General features: G+C 65.6%; 19 protein-coding genes. 1 reads left to right on the top strand and 18 read right to left on the bottom strand.

Going from position 1 to position 18,239, the window contains the following annotated elements:
• Nucleotides 1–102: 102 nt before the first annotated feature.
• The 18 genes from EKG36_RS06175 to argC all read right to left on the bottom strand — a co-directional run bounded on the left by EKG36_RS06175 (nucleotide 103) and on the right by argC (nucleotide 16,346).
• Nucleotides 103–531 (bottom strand): F0F1 ATP synthase subunit epsilon, encoded by a 429-nt coding sequence (locus EKG36_RS06175; protein ID WP_126482107.1) that lies wholly within the window; start codon nucleotides 529–531, stop codon nucleotides 103–105.
• A 24-nt stretch (nucleotides 532–555) separates the two neighbouring features.
• Nucleotides 556–1,932, bottom strand: coding sequence for a F0F1 ATP synthase subunit beta (gene atpD / locus EKG36_RS06170; RefSeq protein ID WP_126482105.1), 1,377 nt, complete (start codon nucleotides 1,930–1,932; stop codon nucleotides 556–558).
• 65 nt (nucleotides 1,933–1,997) lie between these two features.
• Nucleotides 1,998–2,882 (bottom strand): F0F1 ATP synthase subunit gamma, encoded by an 885-nt coding sequence (gene atpG / locus EKG36_RS06165; protein ID WP_126482103.1) that lies wholly within the window; start codon nucleotides 2,880–2,882, stop codon nucleotides 1,998–2,000.
• Between the two features lie 71 nt (nucleotides 2,883–2,953).
• Complete coding sequence (gene atpA, locus EKG36_RS06160; protein ID WP_126482101.1) at nucleotides 2,954–4,498, bottom strand: F0F1 ATP synthase subunit alpha; 1,545 nt, start codon at nucleotides 4,496–4,498, stop codon at nucleotides 2,954–2,956.
• A 16-nt stretch (nucleotides 4,499–4,514) separates the two neighbouring features.
• The gene (locus tag EKG36_RS06155; protein ID WP_126482099.1) at nucleotides 4,515–5,054 is read right to left on the bottom strand and encodes a F0F1 ATP synthase subunit delta; all 540 of its coding nucleotides are present in this window, start codon (nucleotides 5,052–5,054) and stop codon (nucleotides 4,515–4,517) included.
• Between the two features lie 11 nt (nucleotides 5,055–5,065).
• The gene (locus tag EKG36_RS06150) at nucleotides 5,066–5,536 is read right to left on the bottom strand and encodes a F0F1 ATP synthase subunit B (RefSeq protein WP_126482097.1); all 471 of its coding nucleotides are present in this window, start codon (nucleotides 5,534–5,536) and stop codon (nucleotides 5,066–5,068) included.
• Between the two features lie 64 nt (nucleotides 5,537–5,600).
• Complete coding sequence (atpE, locus tag EKG36_RS06145; RefSeq protein ID WP_126482095.1) at nucleotides 5,601–5,849, bottom strand: F0F1 ATP synthase subunit C; 249 nt, start codon at nucleotides 5,847–5,849, stop codon at nucleotides 5,601–5,603.
• Nucleotides 5,850–5,914: 65 nt separating this feature from the next.
• Complete coding sequence (atpB, locus tag EKG36_RS06140) at nucleotides 5,915–6,778, bottom strand: F0F1 ATP synthase subunit A (protein WP_126482093.1); 864 nt, start codon at nucleotides 6,776–6,778, stop codon at nucleotides 5,915–5,917.
• A 14-nt stretch (nucleotides 6,779–6,792) separates the two neighbouring features.
• The gene (locus EKG36_RS06135; RefSeq protein ID WP_126482092.1) at nucleotides 6,793–7,179 is read right to left on the bottom strand and encodes an ATP synthase subunit I; all 387 of its coding nucleotides are present in this window, start codon (nucleotides 7,177–7,179) and stop codon (nucleotides 6,793–6,795) included.
• Between the two features lie 226 nt (nucleotides 7,180–7,405).
• The gene (locus EKG36_RS06130; protein WP_126482090.1) at nucleotides 7,406–8,329 is read right to left on the bottom strand and encodes a ParB/RepB/Spo0J family partition protein; all 924 of its coding nucleotides are present in this window, start codon (nucleotides 8,327–8,329) and stop codon (nucleotides 7,406–7,408) included.
• Between the two features lie 40 nt (nucleotides 8,330–8,369).
• The gene (locus EKG36_RS06125) at nucleotides 8,370–9,140 is read right to left on the bottom strand and encodes a ParA family protein (protein ID WP_126482088.1); all 771 of its coding nucleotides are present in this window, start codon (nucleotides 9,138–9,140) and stop codon (nucleotides 8,370–8,372) included.
• Between the two features lie 28 nt (nucleotides 9,141–9,168).
• A complete protein-coding gene (rsmG, locus tag EKG36_RS06120) occupies nucleotides 9,169–9,831 on the bottom strand; it encodes a 16S rRNA (guanine(527)-N(7))-methyltransferase RsmG (RefSeq protein ID WP_126482086.1) in 663 nt (220 codons plus the stop codon).
• Nucleotides 9,828–11,723, bottom strand: a complete 1,896-nt coding sequence (mnmG, locus tag EKG36_RS06115; RefSeq protein ID WP_126482084.1) for a tRNA uridine-5-carboxymethylaminomethyl(34) synthesis enzyme MnmG — start codon at nucleotides 11,721–11,723, stop codon at nucleotides 9,828–9,830. Before mnmG ends, rsmG begins: the two co-directional genes overlap by 4 nt.
• 534 nt (nucleotides 11,724–12,257) lie before the next feature.
• Nucleotides 12,258–13,031, bottom strand: coding sequence for an amino acid ABC transporter ATP-binding protein (locus EKG36_RS06110; RefSeq protein ID WP_126482082.1), 774 nt, complete (start codon nucleotides 13,029–13,031; stop codon nucleotides 12,258–12,260).
• Between the two features lie 12 nt (nucleotides 13,032–13,043).
• Nucleotides 13,044–13,715: an amino acid ABC transporter permease gene (locus EKG36_RS06105; protein ID WP_126482080.1), complete on the bottom strand. Its 672-nt coding sequence runs from the start codon at nucleotides 13,713–13,715 to the stop codon at nucleotides 13,044–13,046.
• 111 nt (nucleotides 13,716–13,826) lie between these two features.
• Nucleotides 13,827–14,594, bottom strand: coding sequence for a transporter substrate-binding domain-containing protein (locus tag EKG36_RS06100; protein WP_126482078.1), 768 nt, complete (start codon nucleotides 14,592–14,594; stop codon nucleotides 13,827–13,829).
• Nucleotides 14,595–14,708: 114 nt separating this feature from the next.
• Complete coding sequence (gene erpA / locus EKG36_RS06095) at nucleotides 14,709–15,062, bottom strand: iron-sulfur cluster insertion protein ErpA (protein ID WP_126482076.1); 354 nt, start codon at nucleotides 15,060–15,062, stop codon at nucleotides 14,709–14,711.
• A 249-nt stretch (nucleotides 15,063–15,311) separates the two neighbouring features.
• Nucleotides 15,312–16,346 (bottom strand): N-acetyl-gamma-glutamyl-phosphate reductase, encoded by a 1,035-nt coding sequence (gene argC / locus EKG36_RS06090; protein ID WP_126482074.1) that lies wholly within the window; start codon nucleotides 16,344–16,346, stop codon nucleotides 15,312–15,314.
• A gap of 118 nt (nucleotides 16,347–16,464) precedes the next feature.
• Here argC and EKG36_RS06085 point away from each other — a divergent pair, with 118 nt between their 5' ends.
• Nucleotides 16,465–18,237: a chloride channel protein gene (locus tag EKG36_RS06085; protein WP_126482072.1), complete on the top strand. Its 1,773-nt coding sequence runs from the start codon at nucleotides 16,465–16,467 to the stop codon at nucleotides 18,235–18,237.
• Nucleotides 18,238–18,239 lie beyond the last annotated feature (2 nt).

Genomic DNA, 18,239 nt, shown 5'->3' with positions numbered 1-18,239 from the left:
GGCTCATCCTCGCGATGCCTGAACGTGCAGGCAACCGAAACGAAAACGCCCCCCGACACGTGTCCGGGGGGCGCGATCGTCATGCATGGCAGGAGCCCTGGATCAGCTCCGGCCCACCTTGCGGCGCAGCTGCTGGATGGTCCTCAGCTGGGCCATCGCCTCGGCCAGCTCGGCCGAGGCACGGGTGTAGTCCATCTCCGCGGACTTCTCGTCCATCGCCTTGAGCGCCTGCTGGCGAGCCTCTTCGGCGGCGGCCTCGTCGAGGTCATCGGCGCGGATGGCCGTATCGGCCAGCACGGTGACGACCTCGGGCTGTACCTCGAGGAATCCGCCCGAGACGTAGAAGTGATCCTCGTCACCTCCCCCCAGGACGATACGGACCGGACCGGGGGCCAGCTCGGTGAGCAGCGGCGTGTGACCGGCCAGGATCCCGAGATCCCCCATGCGCCCGGCCGCCACGACCTGCTCGGCGGTCCCGGAGAAGATCGACGCCTCGGCGCTGACGATCTCGCACTTGAAGCTTTTCGTCATGATGACGTCTCCCAGGTGGAGGGATTACTTCATCTGGTTGGCTTTCTCGACGGCCTCGTCGATGGTACCGACCATATAGAAGGCCTGCTCCGGCAGCTCATCGTACTCGCCGTCGAGGATGCCCTGGAAACCGCGGATGGTTTCCTTCAGCGACACGTACTTGCCGGGAGACCCGGTGAAGACCTCGGCGACGAAGAACGGCTGCGACAGGAAGCGCTGGATCTTGCGCGCCCGGGAGACGGCCAGCTTGTCCTCGTCGGACAGCTCGTCCATGCCCAGGATGGCGATGATGTCCTTGAGCTCCTTGTAGCGCTGCAGCACGCCCTGCACACCGCGGGCGGTGTTGTAGTGCTCGTCGCCGACGACCAGCGGATCCAGCTGACGCGAGGTGGAGTCCAGCGGGTCGATAGCCGGGTAGATGCCCAGCTCGGCGATGGAGCGCGCCAGTACCACGGTGGCATCCAGGTGCGAGAAGGTGGTCGCCGGGGACGGGTCGGTCAGGTCGTCCGCGGGCACGTACACCGCCTGCACGGAGGTGATGGAGCCGGCCTTGGTGGAGGTGATGCGCTCCTGCAGGACACCCATCTCCTCGGCCAGGGTCGGCTGGTAGCCCACCGCGGAGGGCATGCGGCCCAGCAGCGCCGAGACCTCGGTACCGGCCAGGGTGTAGCGGTAGATGTTGTCGACGAACAGCAGCACGTCGCGACCTTCATCGCGGAACTTCTCGGCGATGGTCAGGCCGGTCAGGGCCACGCGCAGGCGGTTGCCGGGCGGCTCGTTCATCTGGCCGTAGACCAGCGACACCTTGTCGAGAACGTTGGACTCCTCCATCTCGTGGTAGAAGTCGTTACCCTCGCGGGTCCGCTCGCCGACACCGGCGAACACGGAGTAGCCGCTATGCTCTGTGGCGATGTTGCGGATCAGCTCCATCATGTTGACGGTCTTGCCGACACCGGCGCCGCCGAACAGGCCAACCTTGCCGCCCTTGGCGAAGGGGCAGACCAGGTCGATGACCTTGATGCCGGTCTCCAGCAGCTCGCTGGTGGCTGCCTGGTCGGCATAGCCCGGCGCCTTGCGGTGGATCGGCATGCGCTCTTCTTCGCCGATCTCGCCTGCCTCGTCGATGGGCTCGCCCAGCACGTTCATGATGCGGCCCAGGGTCGCCTTGCCCACCGGCACGGAGATGGCCGCGCCGGTGTTGGTGACGTCCATGCCGCGCTTGAGGCCCTCGGTGGAGCCCATGGCGATGGTGCGCACCACGCCGTCGCCCAGCTGCTGCTGGACCTCGAGAACGGTCTCCTTGTCGGAGACCTTCAGCGCGTCGTAGACCTTGGGAACATCGTCCCGCGGAAACTCTACGTCAATCACCGCGCCGATGATTTGTACGATACGTCCGCTCATCTTGGTTCCTCTCAAATACCTGCAAATGAAACCTGCTTGCCGGGAGGGCCGCGCCCTCCCCCGGGCTATACGGCGGCGGCGCCACCGACGATCTCGGAGATTTCCTGGGTGATGGCCGCCTGACGGGCCTTGTTGTACACCAGCTCCAGGTCGTCGATCAGATTGCCGGCGTTGTCGGTGGCACTCTTCATCGCGATCATGCGCGCGGCCTGCTCGCAGGCCACGTTCTCGACCACCGCCTGATAGACCTGCGCCTCGACGAAACGCACGAGCAGGCTATCCAATAGCTCCTTGGCATCCGGCTCATACAGGTAGTCCCAGCTACCGGGACGCTTGTGTTCTTCGTTCTGCGCATCATCCGCGCCCATCTCGGCGGACAAGGGCAGCAGCTGACGGACCACCGGCTTCTGGGTCATGGTGTTGACGAACTCGTTGAACACCACGTAGAGGCGGTCCAGCTTGCCCTCGTCGTACGCATCGAGCATCACCTTCACGCTGCCGATCAGGTCGTCCTGTGACGGGGCCTCGCCCAGGCCGCTCTTGGCCGCGACCAGGCTGCCGCCGTACTTGCGGAAGAAGGTGGTGGCCTTGCTGCCCAGGGCGCAGAAGTCGAGCTCCGCGCCGCTGTCGCGCCAGGCCTTGGCCTCCTTGACGACGGCCTTGAACAGGTTCACGTTCAGGCCGCCACACAGGCCACGGTCACTGGACACCACGATGTAGCCGACCCGCTTGACCTCGCGCTCCTCCATCCACGGATGCTTGTACTCCGGGTTGGCATCGGCGATGTGGCCCACGACGTTGCGGATCTGCTTGGCGTAGGGCTGGCTGGCCTTCATCCGGTCCTGCGCCTTGCGCATCTTCGACGCAGCGACCATCTCCATGGCACTGGTGATCTTCTGCGTGTTCTTGATGCTCCCGATCTGGGTGCGTATCTCTTTTGCAGCTGCCATAGCGATCTACCTTTGTTCGTGGCCTCAGAAAGCTCCAGGGCCCGCCCCCTGGCGGGGACGGGCCGACGGGATTACCAGCTCTGAGTCGCCTTGAACTTGTCGAGACCTTCCTTCAGGCCATTCTTGATCTCGTCGCTGTAGTCGCCGGTCTGGTTGATCTTGTCGAGCAGTTCGGCGTACTCGGACTTCATGAAGTCCTGCAGGGCACGCTCGAAGTCCAGCACCTTCTTGACATCGACGTCCTCCAGGTAGCCCTCGTTGGCGGCATACAGGGAGACGGCCATCTCGGCCACGGACATCGGCGAGTACTGGTGCTGCTTCATCAGCTCGGTGACGCGCTGGCCATGCTCGAGCTGCTTGCGGGTGGCCTCGTCCAGGTCGGAGGCGAACTGGGCGAAGGCCGCCAGCTCGCGGTACTGGGCCAGGGCCAGGCGCACGCTACCGCCGAGCTTCTTGACGATCTTGGTCTGGGCCGAGCCGCCGACGCGGGATACCGAGAGGCCGGCGTTGATGGCCGGACGGATGCCCGAGTTGAACAGGTCGGTCTCGAGGAAGATCTGACCATCGGTGATGGAGATCACGTTGGTCGGCACGAAGGCGGAGACGTCACCGCCCTGGGTCTCGATGATCGGCAGTGCGGTCAGCGAGCCGGTCTTGCCCTTCACCTCGCCATTGGTGAACTTCTCGACGTAGTCGGCGTTCACGCGAGCGGCACGCTCGAGCAGGCGGGAGTGGAGGTAGAAGACGTCACCCGGGAAGGCTTCGCGGCCCGGCGGACGACGCAGCAGCAGGGAGACCTGACGATAGGCCACGGCCTGCTTGGAGAGATCGTCGTAGACGATCAGCGAGTCTTCGCCGCGGTCGCGGAAGTACTCGCCCATGGTGCAGCCGGAGTAGGCGGCGAGGAACTGCATCGGGGCCGGATCGGCGGCGCCGGCGGCGACCACGATGGTGTGTTCCATGGCGCCGTGCTCCTCGAGCTTGCGCACCACGTTGGCAATCGTCGACTGCTTCTGGCCGATGGCCACGTAGACGCAGGTGACGTCCTTGCCCTTCTGGTTGATGATCGCGTCGATGGCGATGGCGGACTTGCCGATCTGGCGGTCGCCGATGATCAACTCACGCTGGCCGCGGCCGATCGGCACCATGGCGTCGATGGACTTGAAGCCGGTCTGGATCGGCTGGTCGACGGACTGGCGGGTGATGACGCCGGGGGCGACCTTCTCCACCGCGTCGGTCATCTTGGCATTGATGTCGCCCTTGCCGTCGATGGGGTTGCCCAGGGCATCGACCACGCGGCCGCGCAGCTCGGGGCCCACCGGCACCTCGAGGATGCGCCCGGTGCACTGGGCGGTCATGCCCTCTTCGAGCTGCAGGTAGTCGCCCAGCACCACGGCGCCGACATTGTCACGCTCGAGGTTGAGCGTCATGCCGAAGATGCCGCCGGGGAATTCGATCATCTCGCCGAACATCGCGTCGGCGAGGCCGTGGATCTGCACGATGCCGTCAGACACGCTGACGATGGTGCCCTGGTTACGGGCTTCGGATGCGACATCCAGCTTCTCGATACGCTGCTTGATGATGTCGCTGATCTCGGAAGGATTCAGTTGCTGCATGCCATGTCCCTCAGACTCAGGCGGAAAGGGCCTCGTGGAGGCGGTTCAGTCGACCGCGGACCGACCCGTCGATGACGGTGTCGCCGGCGCGCAGGATGACGCCTCCCAGGAGGGTGGAATCCACCTGAGTGGTAATGGAGATTTCGCGATTCAGACGCTTGGCCAGCGCACTCGCCAGCTTGTCCTGCTGCCCGTCATCCAGCGGGAAGGCGGAGACGATGTTCACGTCCATGCGCTTCTCCTGCTGGGCCTTGAGCAGCTCGAACTGCTCGGCGATGGCGGGGAGAGCCGCCAGGCGACCCTTCTGGCCGACCAGGCGCAGGAAGTTGCGGACGCCGTCATCGACGGCGTCGCCGCAGATGTCGACGAGGGCATCCGCCTTCTGTGCGCTGGACAGCCGCGGATTGCCCAGCACCCGGCGGCGCATGTCGTCGTCGGCGACGACCTGCGCCACGGTGGCAAGCATGCCGGACCAGTCGGCGAGCGCCTTGGTCTCAACGGCGTGTTCGAAGGCCGCCTTGGCGTAGGGGCGAGCGACGGTAGACAGTTCCGCCATGGGTCACCTCCTCAGAGCTCTTCGGCGAGTTTGTCAACGAGCTTGCCGTGTTGCTTCTCGTCGATGGCGGACTCCAGGATACGCTCGGCGCCGACAATGGCGAGTCGCGACACCTGCTCACGCAGCTCTTCCTTCGCGCGGTTGATTTCCTGCTCAATCTCGGACTTGGCCTGCGTGATCATGCGCTCGCCTTCCTGGCGGGCCTGCTCACGTGCCTCGTCGATCATCTGGTTGGACCGCTTGTGGGCCTGCTCCAGGATTTCGGCCGCCTGCTCCTTGCTCTCGCGCAGCGTCTCGTTGGCCTGCTCTTCGGCCAGTTCGAGATCGCGTGAAGCACGGCTGGCAGCATCCAGGCCATCGGCGATCTTCTTCTGGCGTTCCTGCAGGGCTTGCATGACCGGCGGCCAGACAAACCTCATGCAGAACCAGACGAAGAACGCAAAGGCGATAGCCTGGCCGATCAGGGTTAGGTTCAGGTTCACGCCAGCACCTCTCGCGTCACAGGTTTGGGGTTAACGTCACGACGGGTCTTGCGACCGTCGCGGTTTAACCGACAAACGGGTTGGCGAAGGTGAAGAACAGCGCGATACCCACACCGATCATGGTCACGGCGTCCAGCAGGCCGGCGACGATGAACATCTTGACCTGCAGCATCGGGATCATCTCCGGCTGACGCGCGGCGCCTTCCAGGAACTTGCCGCCCAGCAGACCGAAGCCGATGGCGGTGCCCAGTGCCCCCAGGCCGATCAGCAGGGACACGGCGATGGCGGTCATACCCAGAACTTGTGCTTCCATGGTGGTCTCTCCAGTTTTCGTTTAGTGGTTAATGGTTAAGGGTGAGTGGGTTAAGGGTTAAACGGTCAGTGCTTTTCCACCGCCATGGCGAGATAGACGATGGTCAGCATCATGAAGATGAAGGCCTGCAGGGTGATGACCAGGATGTGGAACACCGCCCAGGGGAAGTGCAGCGGCAGCTGCCACAGCCCGATCATCGCGATCAGGATGAAGATCAGCTCGCCGGCGTAGAGGTTGCCGAACAGACGCAGTGCCAGGGAGATCGGCTTGGCGATCAGGGTCACGGTCTCGAGCAGGAAGTTGACCGGCACGAAGAGCGCCTGCACCAGCTTGTTCGGAGAGTTGAACGGGTGCAGGGTCAGCTCGCCGATGAAGCCCGAGAAGCCCTTGGCACGGATGGTATAGAAGATGATCAGCGCGAAGACCGACAGCGACATGCCGAGGGTGGCATTGACGTCGGTGGTCGGCACGACCTTGAAGTAGACGTGGGCGGGATCGGCCCCGAACATGGCACCGACCTTCTGCGCCAGCATGGGCAGAACGTCCACCGGCACCAGGTCCATGAGGTTCATCAGGAAGACCCAGCAGAAGATCGTCAGCGACAGCGGCGCGATCAGGTTGCTCTTGCCGTGGAAGGTGTCCTTGACCGAGTTGTCGACGAACTCGACCATCAGCTCGACGAAGTTCTGCACGCCGCCGGGGATCCCGGTGGTCGCGCTCTGGGCCACCTTGCGGAACAGCAGCATGAACACCAGGCCGAGCCCGATCGACCAGCCGAGGGTGTCGAGGTGGATGGCCCAGAAGCCCATCTCGGCGGCCTCGTCGGCCGAATGGGCGATGCTCCAGCCATGCTCCGGATGATTCCCGAAGGTCAGGTTCTGCAGGTGGTGCTGGATGTACTCCGTCGGAGTCGGGTTGTTTCCTGCCATGATCTGCCTCGATTTCAGGTGTGTGACGGTCGCCCAAGGAGCCAGGGCCCCAGCCAGTGAACGAACAACGTCACCACGTAAGCGCCAAAGAAGAAAGCGGGGTTTGAGGGGGGCACTGCGACGAACACCAGGGTGAACAGAGCCGCCGTCAAACCGAACTTCCCGGCTTCCGCGCGATAGAAGCCGTTGACGATGTTCCTGGAATGCCGAGCCCCCTGATAGCGGAAGACTCGCCAGGCAAAAAAGGCATTGGGCAGGAAGGCCACCATTCCCCCCAGCAGCGCCGAGAGTGCGACGGGACCACCGCCGGAAGCCGCGCCGAGTGCCGCTGCGAGGCAGACCACCGCGACCTGCGCCAGGAGCAGACGTCGGATGCTGGGACGCTTGATGCTGGCTGCCATGGGGTCTCCGTGAACTCTGCCGACGCTTGGCGTCCCACCTGCCTCGAGAACCGCCGCCTCACACCAACGGCAGGTCCGGCGCGATTATAGGGAAGCCCCACCCAGGCTTCAACCAATCGCGAGCCGATTTCGCGCGATATCGCGCCAGCTTACGACTAAAAGTCGAGAAAAATTGCGCAACGCCAATTAGCTCGCTAAACGTTTTCCCGTCGATCGAGCGGGATGTTCAGCGGATGTGTTCGAGGATGCCGTCCAGCTCGTCGAGACTGGCATAGCGAATGGTCACTCGCCCCTTGCCGCCGCGGCCATGCTGGATCTTCACCGGCGCGCCGAGCAGGTCGGCCAGGCGCGACTCGAGGCGCGCCACATCGGGGCTCGGCGACGCAGCCTCCGCCTTTTTCGCTTCGCCGCTGCTCAACTGTTTCACCAGTGCCTCGGTGGCCCGCACGGTGAGGTCCTTGTTGACCACTTCATGAGCGGCCTTGCGCTGCTTGACCCCGGACAGCGCCAGCAGGGCCCGGGCATGGCCCATGTCCAGGTCGCCGCGCTCGAGCAGGGTCTGCACCTCGGGATCCAGGGCCAGCAGGCGCAGCAGGTTGGCGACCTGGGCCCGGGAACGGCCCACGGCATCGGCGGCCTGCTGCTGGGTCAGCTCGAACTCGTCGAGCAGCCGCTTCAGCGCCATGGCTTCCTCGATGGGGTTGAGGTTCTCGCGCTGGATGTTCTCGATCAGGGCGAGCGCCAGGGCGACCTCGTCGCTGACCTCGCGCACCACCGCCGGAATGACGTCGAGCTCGGCCAGCTGGGCCGCCCGCCAGCGCCGCTCGCCGGCGATGATCTCGTAGCGCTGGTCGCCGGTCGGCCGTACCACGATGGGCTGCATGACGCCCTGGGCACGGATCGAGTCGGCCAGCTCCTCGAGGGCCTCGGGCTGGATGTCCCGACGGGGCTGGTACTTGCCGCGGGACAGCTGGCCCAGCGGCAGGCGCTCGAGGCGTTCCTCGGCGCCGGCGTCCTTGGGCTCCGCACCATTCAGCTCGCCGTCCTGCAGCGTCGTGTCGACCTCGGGCAGGTCCAGGCTTTCGCGGCGACGGGCGCCGGCGCCGATCAGGGCATCCAGGCCGCGTCCCAGGGCGCGTTTACGCGTCATCGACAATCCCTCATCACTAAGAGCGGAGTAGGTGCTCGGGTTACAGCGACAGTCGGCGGATCAGTTCCTTGGCCAGCACCCGGTGGGCCTGGCTGCCCCGCGAGAAGCGCGCGTACTTGGTCACCGGCAGGCCGTGGCTCGGTGCCTCGGCGACCCGCACGTTGCGCGGGATGGTGGTCTTGAGCAGGGCATCGCCGAAGTAGTCGCGCAGCTGCTTGCTGACATCCCGGGTCAGGCTGTTGCGGGAATCGAACATGGTACGCAGGATGCCGAACATCTCGAGACGCGGGTTCACGCTGTCCTTGATCTGCTCCACGGTGTCGAGCAACGCCGAGAGCCCCTCCAGGGCATAGAACTCGCACTGCAGGGGAATCAGCACGCCGTCCGCGGCGGTCAGCCCGTTGACGGTCAGCATGTTGAGGGACGGCGGGCAGTCGATCAGCACCACGTCGTACTCGTCGGCCACCTCGGCCAGCGCCTTGACCAGGCTCTGCTCGCGCCCCTCGTCACGCTCAAGCAGTTCCACCTCGGCGGCGGTCAGGTCGCCGTTGCCCGGCAGCAGGGCATAGCCTGCCTCGGGGCAGTCGAGGATGACATCGCTGGAACGGCGTTCGCCGAGCACCACGTCGAGCACGCTGCCATCCAGCTCGTGCTTGTCGACGCCGCTGCCCATGGTGGCATGGCCCTGGGGATCCAGGTCGACCAGCAGCACGCGACGGTCCAGCGCCGCCAGGCTGGCGGCCAGGTTGACGGCGGTGGTGGTCTTGCCCACGCCCCCCTTCTGGTTGGTCAAGGCGATGATCTTGGTCACGGCGACTTCCTTGCGAGTGACGGACGCCTCAGGGGCGGCCCTGGGTGGAATGAGTGCGCTCGAGGATCACGAGCCGACGACTGCCGGCCACGAAGGGCACCTTCAGCTCGTGGCAGGCGACCGGCACCACGTCGTCCGGTAACCCGCCCAGTTCATCTTCCACGGCAGGCCCCTTCATGGCCAGCCATTGCCCGTCCACGCTCGGCAACGACTCGCTCAACGTCACGAATTCCTGGAGGCTGGCGAAGGCCCGGGAGATCACCTGATCGAAGCCCGCCGAGGGGGGGGCGAACGCCTCGACCCGTGCCTGCACCGGGGTGACGTTGCTCAGCCCCAGTTCCATCACCGCCTGGCGCTGGAAGCGTACCTTCTTGCCGTTGCTGTCGAGCAGCGTCACCTGCAGGTCAGGGTTCAGGATCGCCAGCACCAGGCCCGGCAACCCGGGGCCGGCACCGACATCGAGGACCGTCGGCCCGCTGACGAAGGGCAGCACGGCGGCGCTGTCGAGGAGGTGCTTGGTGACCATTTCCTCGGGGTCACGTACCGCGGTGAGGTTATAGGCGCGATTCCACTTGTGCAACAGCCCCACCAGCGCCAGCAGCCGGTCGCGACGAGCCGGGGCCACGCTCAGGCCGAGGGTATCCAGGCCGTCCGTCAGGCGCTGCCTGAGCCGCTTGTCGTCGATCGTCATCCGTTGGCCACCCGGCTGTCATCGAGCAGGCGACGCTTCTTGAGATGGATCAGCAGGATCGATACGGCCGCCGGGGTGACGCCGGAAATCCGCGAGGCCTGGGCCAGGGTTTCCGGACGGGCCTCGGCGAGCTTCTGGCGGATCTCGTGGGACAGCCCCTCGACCCCGGAGTAGTCGAAGTCCTCGGGCAGCCGCGTGGCCTCGTGACGCTTGAGCTTGTCGATCTCGTCCTGCTGCCGGTCGATATACCCCTGGTACTTGGCCTGGATCTGCACTTGTTCGGCGACCCGCTCGTCCGCCACCGGCTCGCCGGTCAGGTCGGCGACGTCGGCGTAACCCAGCTCCGGGCGCTTGAGCAGGTCCATCAGGCTGTACTCCCGGGGCAACGGCTTGCCGGTCTTGGCGGCGACCCGCGTCGCGGCCTCGCTGCCGGGCTGGATCCAACTGGCCTTGAGGCGGGCACTCTCGCGCTCGATGGCATCGCGCTTGGTGCTGAAGTCGCGCCACCGCGTCTCGTCCACCAGGCCGAGTTCCCGGCCGGCCTCGGTGAGGCGCAGGTCGGCGTTGTCCTCGCGCAGCAGCAGGCGATATTCCGCCCGGGAGGTGAACATCCGATAGGGTTCCTTGGTGCCCAGGGTGATCAGGTCGTCCACCAGCACGCCCAGATAGGCCTGGTCGCGCCGCGGCCACCAGGCGTCCAGGCCCCGCGCGCGCCGTGCCGCGTTGAGCCCGGCCAGCAGCCCCTGGGCGCCGGCTTCCTCGTACCCCGTGGTGCCGTTGATCTGCCCGGCGAAGTACAGGTTGTGGATAAACTTCGTCTCCAGGGAGTGTTTCAGGTCCCGGGGATCAAAGAAATCGTATTCGATGGCATAGCCGGGCCGGGTGATATGGGCGTTTTCCAGTCCGTGGATGGAGCGCACCACCTGCAGCTGAACATCGAAGGGCAGCGACGTCGAGATGCCGTTGGGGTAGAGCTCGTGGGTATCGAGTCCCTCGGGCTCGATGAAGATCTGGTGGCTGGCCTTGTCCGCGAAGCGATGCACCTTGTCCTCGATGGACGGGCAATAGCGCGGTCCCACGCCTTCGATGGTCCCCGAGAACATCGGCGAGCGATCCAGGTTGGCCTGGATGATCTCGTGGCTGCGCTCGTTGGTGTGGGCGATGTGGCAACTCACCTGTCGCGGATGCAGCTCCCGCCGGCCCAGATAGGACATCACCGGCGTGGGGCTGTCGCCGGGCTGTTCCTCGAGGACCGAGAAATCCACGCTCTTGGCGTCCAGTCTCGGCGGCGTGCCGGTCTTCAGCCGATCCACCCGGAACGGCAGGGCCCGCAGTCGCTCGGCCAGCGCATTCGAGGGCGGGTCACCGGCCCGGCCACCGCGACTGTGATCGAGGCCGATGTGGATAACCCCGCCGAGGAAGGTGCCTGTGCACAACACCACGCTCTCGCCCAGGAAGCGTACGCCGGTCTCGGTCACTACCCCGCGGACGGTGTCGCCATCGACGATCAGGTCGCCGGCAGCCTGCTGGAAGAGCGTCAGGTTGGGCTGGTTCTCCAGCATGCCGCGGATCGCCGCCTTGTAGCGGACCCGATCGGCCTGGGCGCGGGTGGCGCGCACTGCCGGCCCCTTGCGGGCGTTGAGCACCCGGAACTGGATGCCGCCCAGGTCGGTGGCCAGGCCCATGGCCCCACCGAGGGCATCGATCTCCTTGACCAGGTGGCTCTTGCCGATCCCGCCGATGGCGGGATTGCAGGACATCTGCCCCAGGGTCTCGATGTTGTGGCTCAGCAGCAGGGTCCGGCAGCCCATGCGGGCCGAGGCCAGGGCGGCTTCGGTCCCCGCATGACCGCCACCGATGACGATGACGTCGAAGCGGTCGGGGTACTCCAAGGTTCACCTCGTTCGGCGCGCCAGCGCCGATATTGCGAATCGGGGGTATGAAATCAGCCGCCCAGTATAACTGGCCTGTGGGTAATCGTCAGGGTTTTCCACACCCGGACAGTTCGCGTGCGATTTCCCCGAAGACAGATAGACAAATACATAGAATAAGAAAGAGAAGTTCTGTTGTTGTAGTGACTATTGGTGTGGACAATTTCGGTGGATAAGCATGTTTAGCCTTTTTTTATCAACAGCTTGAATTGTTGACCAGAACAAGGAAAAGCGGCGCGCGACCTGCGGAGGAGGTGTTCGGGGGCTGTGGACGAAAGCCGGGGTTGCCCACAGCCGCGACGAGTCACCGCTTGTCCACCGTCCTCTCCCGCGCTTGTCACCGTGGCTGTGAACAACCGCCGCGTTTGATCCCCAGGCCCGGCAGCATGGGCGCTGTGGGCGAATCGCCCGGGGCCTGTCGCAGCTCTTGTCCACAGGCAAAAAAAAGCCCTGTCGCGTACGACAGGGCCTTGATTCAGGACTCGTGGGGCGGCCTCAGTGCTTCAATACCCGGGCCAGGAAGTTCCGGGTGGGCTCTTCCCGGGGTGAATCGAAGATCGTCTCGGGAGGGCCCTCCTCGGCAATTTCCCCCTTGTGGATGAAGATCACCCGATCGGCCACCTCGCGGGCAAAGCCCATCTCGTGGGTCACGATCATCATGGTCATGCCTTCGTTGGCGAGCTCGCGCATGGCATCCAGTACCTCGCCGATCATCTCCGGATCCAGTGCCGAGGTCGGCTCGTCGAAGAGCATCAGCCGGGGTTCCATGGCCAGCGCCCGGGCCAGGGCCACCCGCTGCTGCTGGCCGCCGGACAGCTGGCCGGGATACTTGACGGCCTGGTCGCTGATGCCGACCCGCTCGAGCAGTCGCTCGGCGATCTCGGTGGCATCGGCCCGGCTCCAGCCGCGGACCTTCATGGGGGCCAGGGTCACATTGTCGAGCACGCTGAGGTGGGGGAAGAGGTTGAACTGCTGAAACACCATGCCCACCTCGGTGCGGATCTTCTGCAGGGCCTTGGTGGCCTTGCCGTGGGGCAGCAGCGGGTTGCCATCCACCTCGAGGCTGCCCTTCTGGAATTCCTCCAGGCCATTGATGCAGCGGATCAGCGTGGACTTGCCCGAGCCACTGGCGCCGATGACCACCACCACCTCGCCGGGGGTGACCTCGAGGTCGATGTCCTTGAGGACATGCAGACTGCCGAAGTGCTTGTTGACCTTGTCCAGGCGCACGATGGGCTCGCCGCCGGACTTGGACGTCTCTTGGTTCATGTCTTGCATTCCTTATTGTCCGACCAGGCCCTTGCGCTCCAGGAAGCGAAGCGCCACCGACAGCGACAGGGTGATCACCAGGTAGAGCATGGCGACCATCAGGTACACCTCCAGGGCGTTGAAGGTGGTGGCGATGTAGACCTGGCCCTGGCGAACCAGCTCGCCGACACCGATGACCGAGAACAGCGAGGTGTCCTTGATGCTGATGATGCCCTGGTTGCCCAGCGGCGGGATCATGCGACGGAAGGCCTGGGGCCAGATGATATAGCGGAAGGTCTGGCGCCGGGACAGCCCCAGGGACAAACCGGCCTCGCGCTGGCCGCGTTCGATGGACTGCACGCCGCCGCGAACGATTTCCGAGATATAGGCCCCGGAGTTCACCGCGATCGCCGCGATACCGGCGACCAGGGCATTGATGGGACCGCCGAGCAGCTGCGGCAGGCCATAGAAGATGAACAACACCTGGACCAGGACCGGGGTACCACGGAAGATCTCGATGTAGGCCACGGCCGGCCAGCGCAGCCAGGAGACCGGGCTGATGCGCAGCAGGCCGAAGATAATGCCGATGATGAAGCCGATGGCCAGCCCGCCGAAGGAGATCAGCAGGGTGTAGGGAATACCCGTCAGCAGGTGCGGAATGGAGGCGAAGGCCGCCTGCCAGTCGAATTGGAAAGTGACGTCCACGAGGGATCTCCGTCAGGATGCGTCATGAAGAAGCGGTGTCGCGACGCCGGGGTCGCAACGCGACGGGGCCGGGTCATGGGACCCGACCCCGTCATCAGGCGAGCGTCAGCGTCATTCGCCGCTGGGGCTGCCGAACCACTTGGCGTGGATCTCGTCGTAGGTGCCGTCTTCCTTCATGGCCGCCAGAGCCTCGTTGACGGGTTCCACCCACTCGCTGCCCTGGACGAAGACGATGCCGTACTGCTGGCCCTCGTAGAGGGGCCCGACGACCTTGGTGCGGCCCTCGCCACGGGTCTGGGAGAAATAGCCGACGTTCGGCGCATCATAGAAGACCGCATCGACGCTGCCGCCGAGCAGCGCCATGTACATGTCACTCGACCCCGGATAGGGGGTGATATCGGCTGACTCGCCGAGGTTCTCTTCCAGGTAGTCGTAGCTGGTGGAGCCGATCTTGGTGCCGATCTTCTTGCCTTCCAGGTCCTCGACGGTCTCGACGCTGTCGTCGTTGGCGCCGACCAGGATGCGCAGGCCGCTGTCGTAGTAGGGATCTGAGAAGTCGACGATCTCGGCGCGCTCATCGGTGATGGTGATGCCGGCAATGGCGATGTCGACGTTGCCGGTCTGCACGGCGGGAATGATGCCGTTGAAATCCATGGTGCGCAGGTTGTAGTCGAAACCGGCGCGCTCGGCTAGCTCGGCGATGATGTCCATGTCGAAGCCGACCATCTCGCCGGTTTCCTGGTCCATCATCTCGAAGGGCACGAAGCTCGGGTCGGTGACGACATCGAGCACATGGTTGTCGGCGCCGGCGGTGGCGGACAGGCCCAGGGTCAGGCCAAGACAGGAAGCCAGCGAGGCCGCCTTCAGGTGACGTTTCATGTGACTCTCCATGGAAGAATTTGTTTTGGAGTACCTAATCAACCATGGCGAGTTGTCGTGAGAGCGTCAAGTCCCGGCAAAAGGCGCTGAGCCACGCCGACTCAACGGTGGGCGTCAGACCATGAAGGAGGCACCACAGCCGCAGGTAGTAGTGGCATTGGGGTTCTGGATCAGGAAGCGGGCGCCGGCCAGACCTTCCTCGTAGTCGACGGTGGAGCCGACCAGGTACTGGTATGACAGCGGGTCGACCACCAGGCCCACCTCGCCGAACTCGACCAGGGTGTCGTCCTCGGCCACATCCTCGGCGAAGTCGAAGCCATACTGGAAGCCCGAGCAGCCGCCGCCGGTCACGTAGACCCGCAGCTTGAGGCGGGGGTTGCCCTCCTCCTCGATCAGCGCATGGAGTCGCGCCTTGGCGCTGTCGGAGAGCAGCAAGGGGGTGGGAACGAAGGTTGCGGCACCGCTCATGGGTGACCTCCCCGGAATCGGTGAATGTCTTGCAGGACGACGATTATCCACAACCCCCAGCAAAAGGGTCAACTATTGGTGGGGCAGGCATGGCTATCGATGTGAATGTTGTTGTTCGAGACTACGCCGTCGACAGGTCTGCGAGGGGGCGCTGTAAACCCTTCCATGGGCAAAAGCCCCCTTTTCGACCTGTCCCCGGCGCCTCTCACGCGCAGCTGGCGGCGATAGCCCGAGGGCGATGAAGCAAGTTCAGGGCATCATGGCCGGGGCGTCGAGGCCGGCGTGCTCGTCGAGGCCGAACATCAGGTTGAGGTTGTGCACGGCCTGGCCGGAGGCCCCCTTGACCAGGTTGTCGATCACCGCGAGGACCACCACGGTGTCGCCGTCGCCGGGGCGATGGACGGCCAGTCGACAGACGTTGGCGCCCTTGACGCTGCGCGTCTCGGGGTGGCTGCCCGCCGGCATCACGTCGACGAAGGGCTCGTCGGCGAAGCGCTGCTCGAAGCGCGCCTGCAGATCGCCCGGCTCGCCGGTGAGGCGGCCGTAGAGGGTGGCATGGATGCCGCGGATCATCGGCGTCAGGTGGGGCACGAAGGTCAGCCCCACCCGGCCGCCGGCGGCATCGCCCAGGCCCTGGCGGATCTCGGGCAGGTGCCGGTGCCCCGAGGCGCCGTAGGCCTTCATCGATTCGCTGGCCTCGGCCAGCAGCGAGGGCACCTTGGCACCGCGCCCGGCACCGGTGACGCCGGACTTGCAGTCGGCGATCACGTGCTCGGCATCGATCAGCCCGGCCTCAAGCAGCGGCAGCAGGCCGAGCTGCACCGCGGTGGGATAGCAGCCGGGAACGGCAATCAGACGGGCCTGGCGGATACGCTCGCGGTTGACCTCGGGCAGGCCATAGACGGCGCCCTCGAGCAGCTCGGGGGCGCCATGGGGCTGGCCGTACCAGCGCTCCCATTCGGCGGCATCGCGCAGGCGGAAGTCCGCCGAGAGATCGATCACCCGGGTACCGCGCTCGAGGAGCTCGCCGGCCAGGGCATGGGCCACGCCGTGGGGGGTGGCGAAGAAGACGGCATCGCAGGCCGCCAGGCGAGCCGGATCCGGTTCGCTGAAGCGCAGCTCGTCATAGTGGCCGCGCAGGTTGGGGTAGAGCTCGCTGACGCCGAGGCCGGCCTCGCTGCGCGAGGTGATGGCCTCGATGCGCACCTCGGGGTGGCGGGCCAGCAGCCTGAGCAGTTCGACACCGGTGTAACCGGTGCCGCCGACGATTCCGACCTTGATCACGATGGACTCCTCGTTGTGGGACGCTGGGACCTCTGTGCCTGGATATGATACACAAGAGAGGCGTGTTCCACCCAGAGCCGGGTGGGGCCTTGTCGCCTGGACGAACAGGAAGGTCAGCTTGCCGCGTCTGCCGTTACCCCGTTACAACCTGGACCGATTTCGTCGCCAGCTGGCCAGCGTGGATGCCCTCCCCCAGCTGTGCGTGCTCGGGGTAGTGTCGGGGCTGATCACCGGCGGGCTGATGGTGGTGTTCCGTCTGCTGCTGGCCCTCGGGGCCCTGGTCTTCCTGCCCGGGGGCAACCCCGAGGCCTTCGAGGGACTGGCACCAGCCGCCCGGGCGCTGCTGCCGCTGCTGGCGGTGGCATTGATCGGCCTGTGGCTGTGGCGTCAGCCGGTCGCCGGCCGCCAGATCGGTGTGGCCCATGTGATTTCCCGCCTGACCTATCACCAGGGGCGCTTTCCACTGCGCAACTGGCTCACCCAGTGGTGGGTGGGGCTGATCTCGGTGCTGGGCGGGCTCTCCGCGGGGCGCGAGGGTCCGGCCATCCATCTCGGCGCGGCGGCGTCCAGCGGACTGGGCCAGCGCCTGCGCCTGCCCCACAACAGCCTGCGCGTGCTGGTGGCCTGCGGCACTGCCGCGGGCATCTCGGCCTCCTTCAATACCCCCATTGCCGGGGTCATCTTCGCCATGGAAGTGGTGATGATGGAGTACACCATCACCGGGTTCATGCCGGTGATCCTGGCCTCGACCATGGGGGCCGTGGTGGCGCAGGCGGTGTTCGGCTTCGAGCGTCCCTTCCAGGAGACCGGGGTGGCGCTGGGCTCGCTGTTCAACCTGCCCTGGATCGTGGTCAGCGCCCTGGCCATTGGCCTGCTGGCCGGCCTCTTCGTGCGGCTGGCCCGCTCCGGCGTGCGGCTCGACGCCCTGCCCCTGGCAGCACGCTTCGCCCTGGCCGGCAGCCTGGTCGGTGTGGTGGCCTGGTGGTATCCCCAGGTGCAGGGCATGGGCTACGACACCCTGGGCCTGACCCTGGCCGGTGAGCTGAGCCTGGACGTGCTGCTGGCAGTGGCCATCGGCAAGCTGCTGCTGACGGCCGGTGCCGTGGCTTGTGGCATCCCGGTCAGCATCATCGGCCCGATCCTGGTGGCGGGGGGGGCCGCCGGTGCCCTGTGTGGCCTGCTCGGTGCCCAGCTGATGCCGTCGCTGGCCGCCGGCCCCGAGGTCTATGCCATGCTCGGCATGGCGGCCATGATGGGTGCCGTGCTCCAGGCACCGCTGGCCGCGCTGATGGCGCTGCTCGAGCTGACCCATAATCCCAACCTGATCCTGCCGGGCATGCTGGCCGTGGTGGTGGCCGGGCTGACCGCCCGTCAGCTGTGTGGCTGCGATGGCTTCTTTATCAGCGTCACCCGGCATGGGCTGCATCCGCTGCAGCAGCCCCTGATGCAGGCCCTCTCGCGGGTCTCGGTGCCGGCGGTGATGGAGCGTGATCTGGTGCGCACCCGACGGCGGGTGACCCGCGAGCAGGCCAGTGCCTTGCTGGAAGCCAAGCCGATCTGGGTGGTCATCGAGCGTTCCAGCGATGACAAGCCGGCCCTGGCGCTGAAGGCCGCGGATCTGGCCCGCTGGATGCTGGAGCATGATGACGACGACAAGATCGGCAAGGATGGCAAGCTGGACCTGCTGGAGATCCCCGGCCAGCGACTGGACATGGCGCCGATTCACTTGCAGGCCACGCTCTCGGAGGCCTTCACCCGGCTCAACGACAAGGCCGTGGATGCGCTCTACGTCGAGCACGGCCATCGACCGAAGCAGAAGCGGATTTCCGGTATCATCACCCGGGACGCCATCGAGCGTTACTATCGCTACAGCGACACACCTCCAGCCTAAGG

Origin of the sequence: Halomonas nitroreducens (assembly GCF_003966155.1) — a bacterium.
In the GTDB taxonomy this organism is placed as follows: domain Bacteria; phylum Pseudomonadota; class Gammaproteobacteria; order Pseudomonadales; family Halomonadaceae; genus Halomonas; species Halomonas nitroreducens.
Note: the sequence above shows the minus strand (reverse complement) of the source record. Positions and strands in the feature narration are given on the sequence as shown.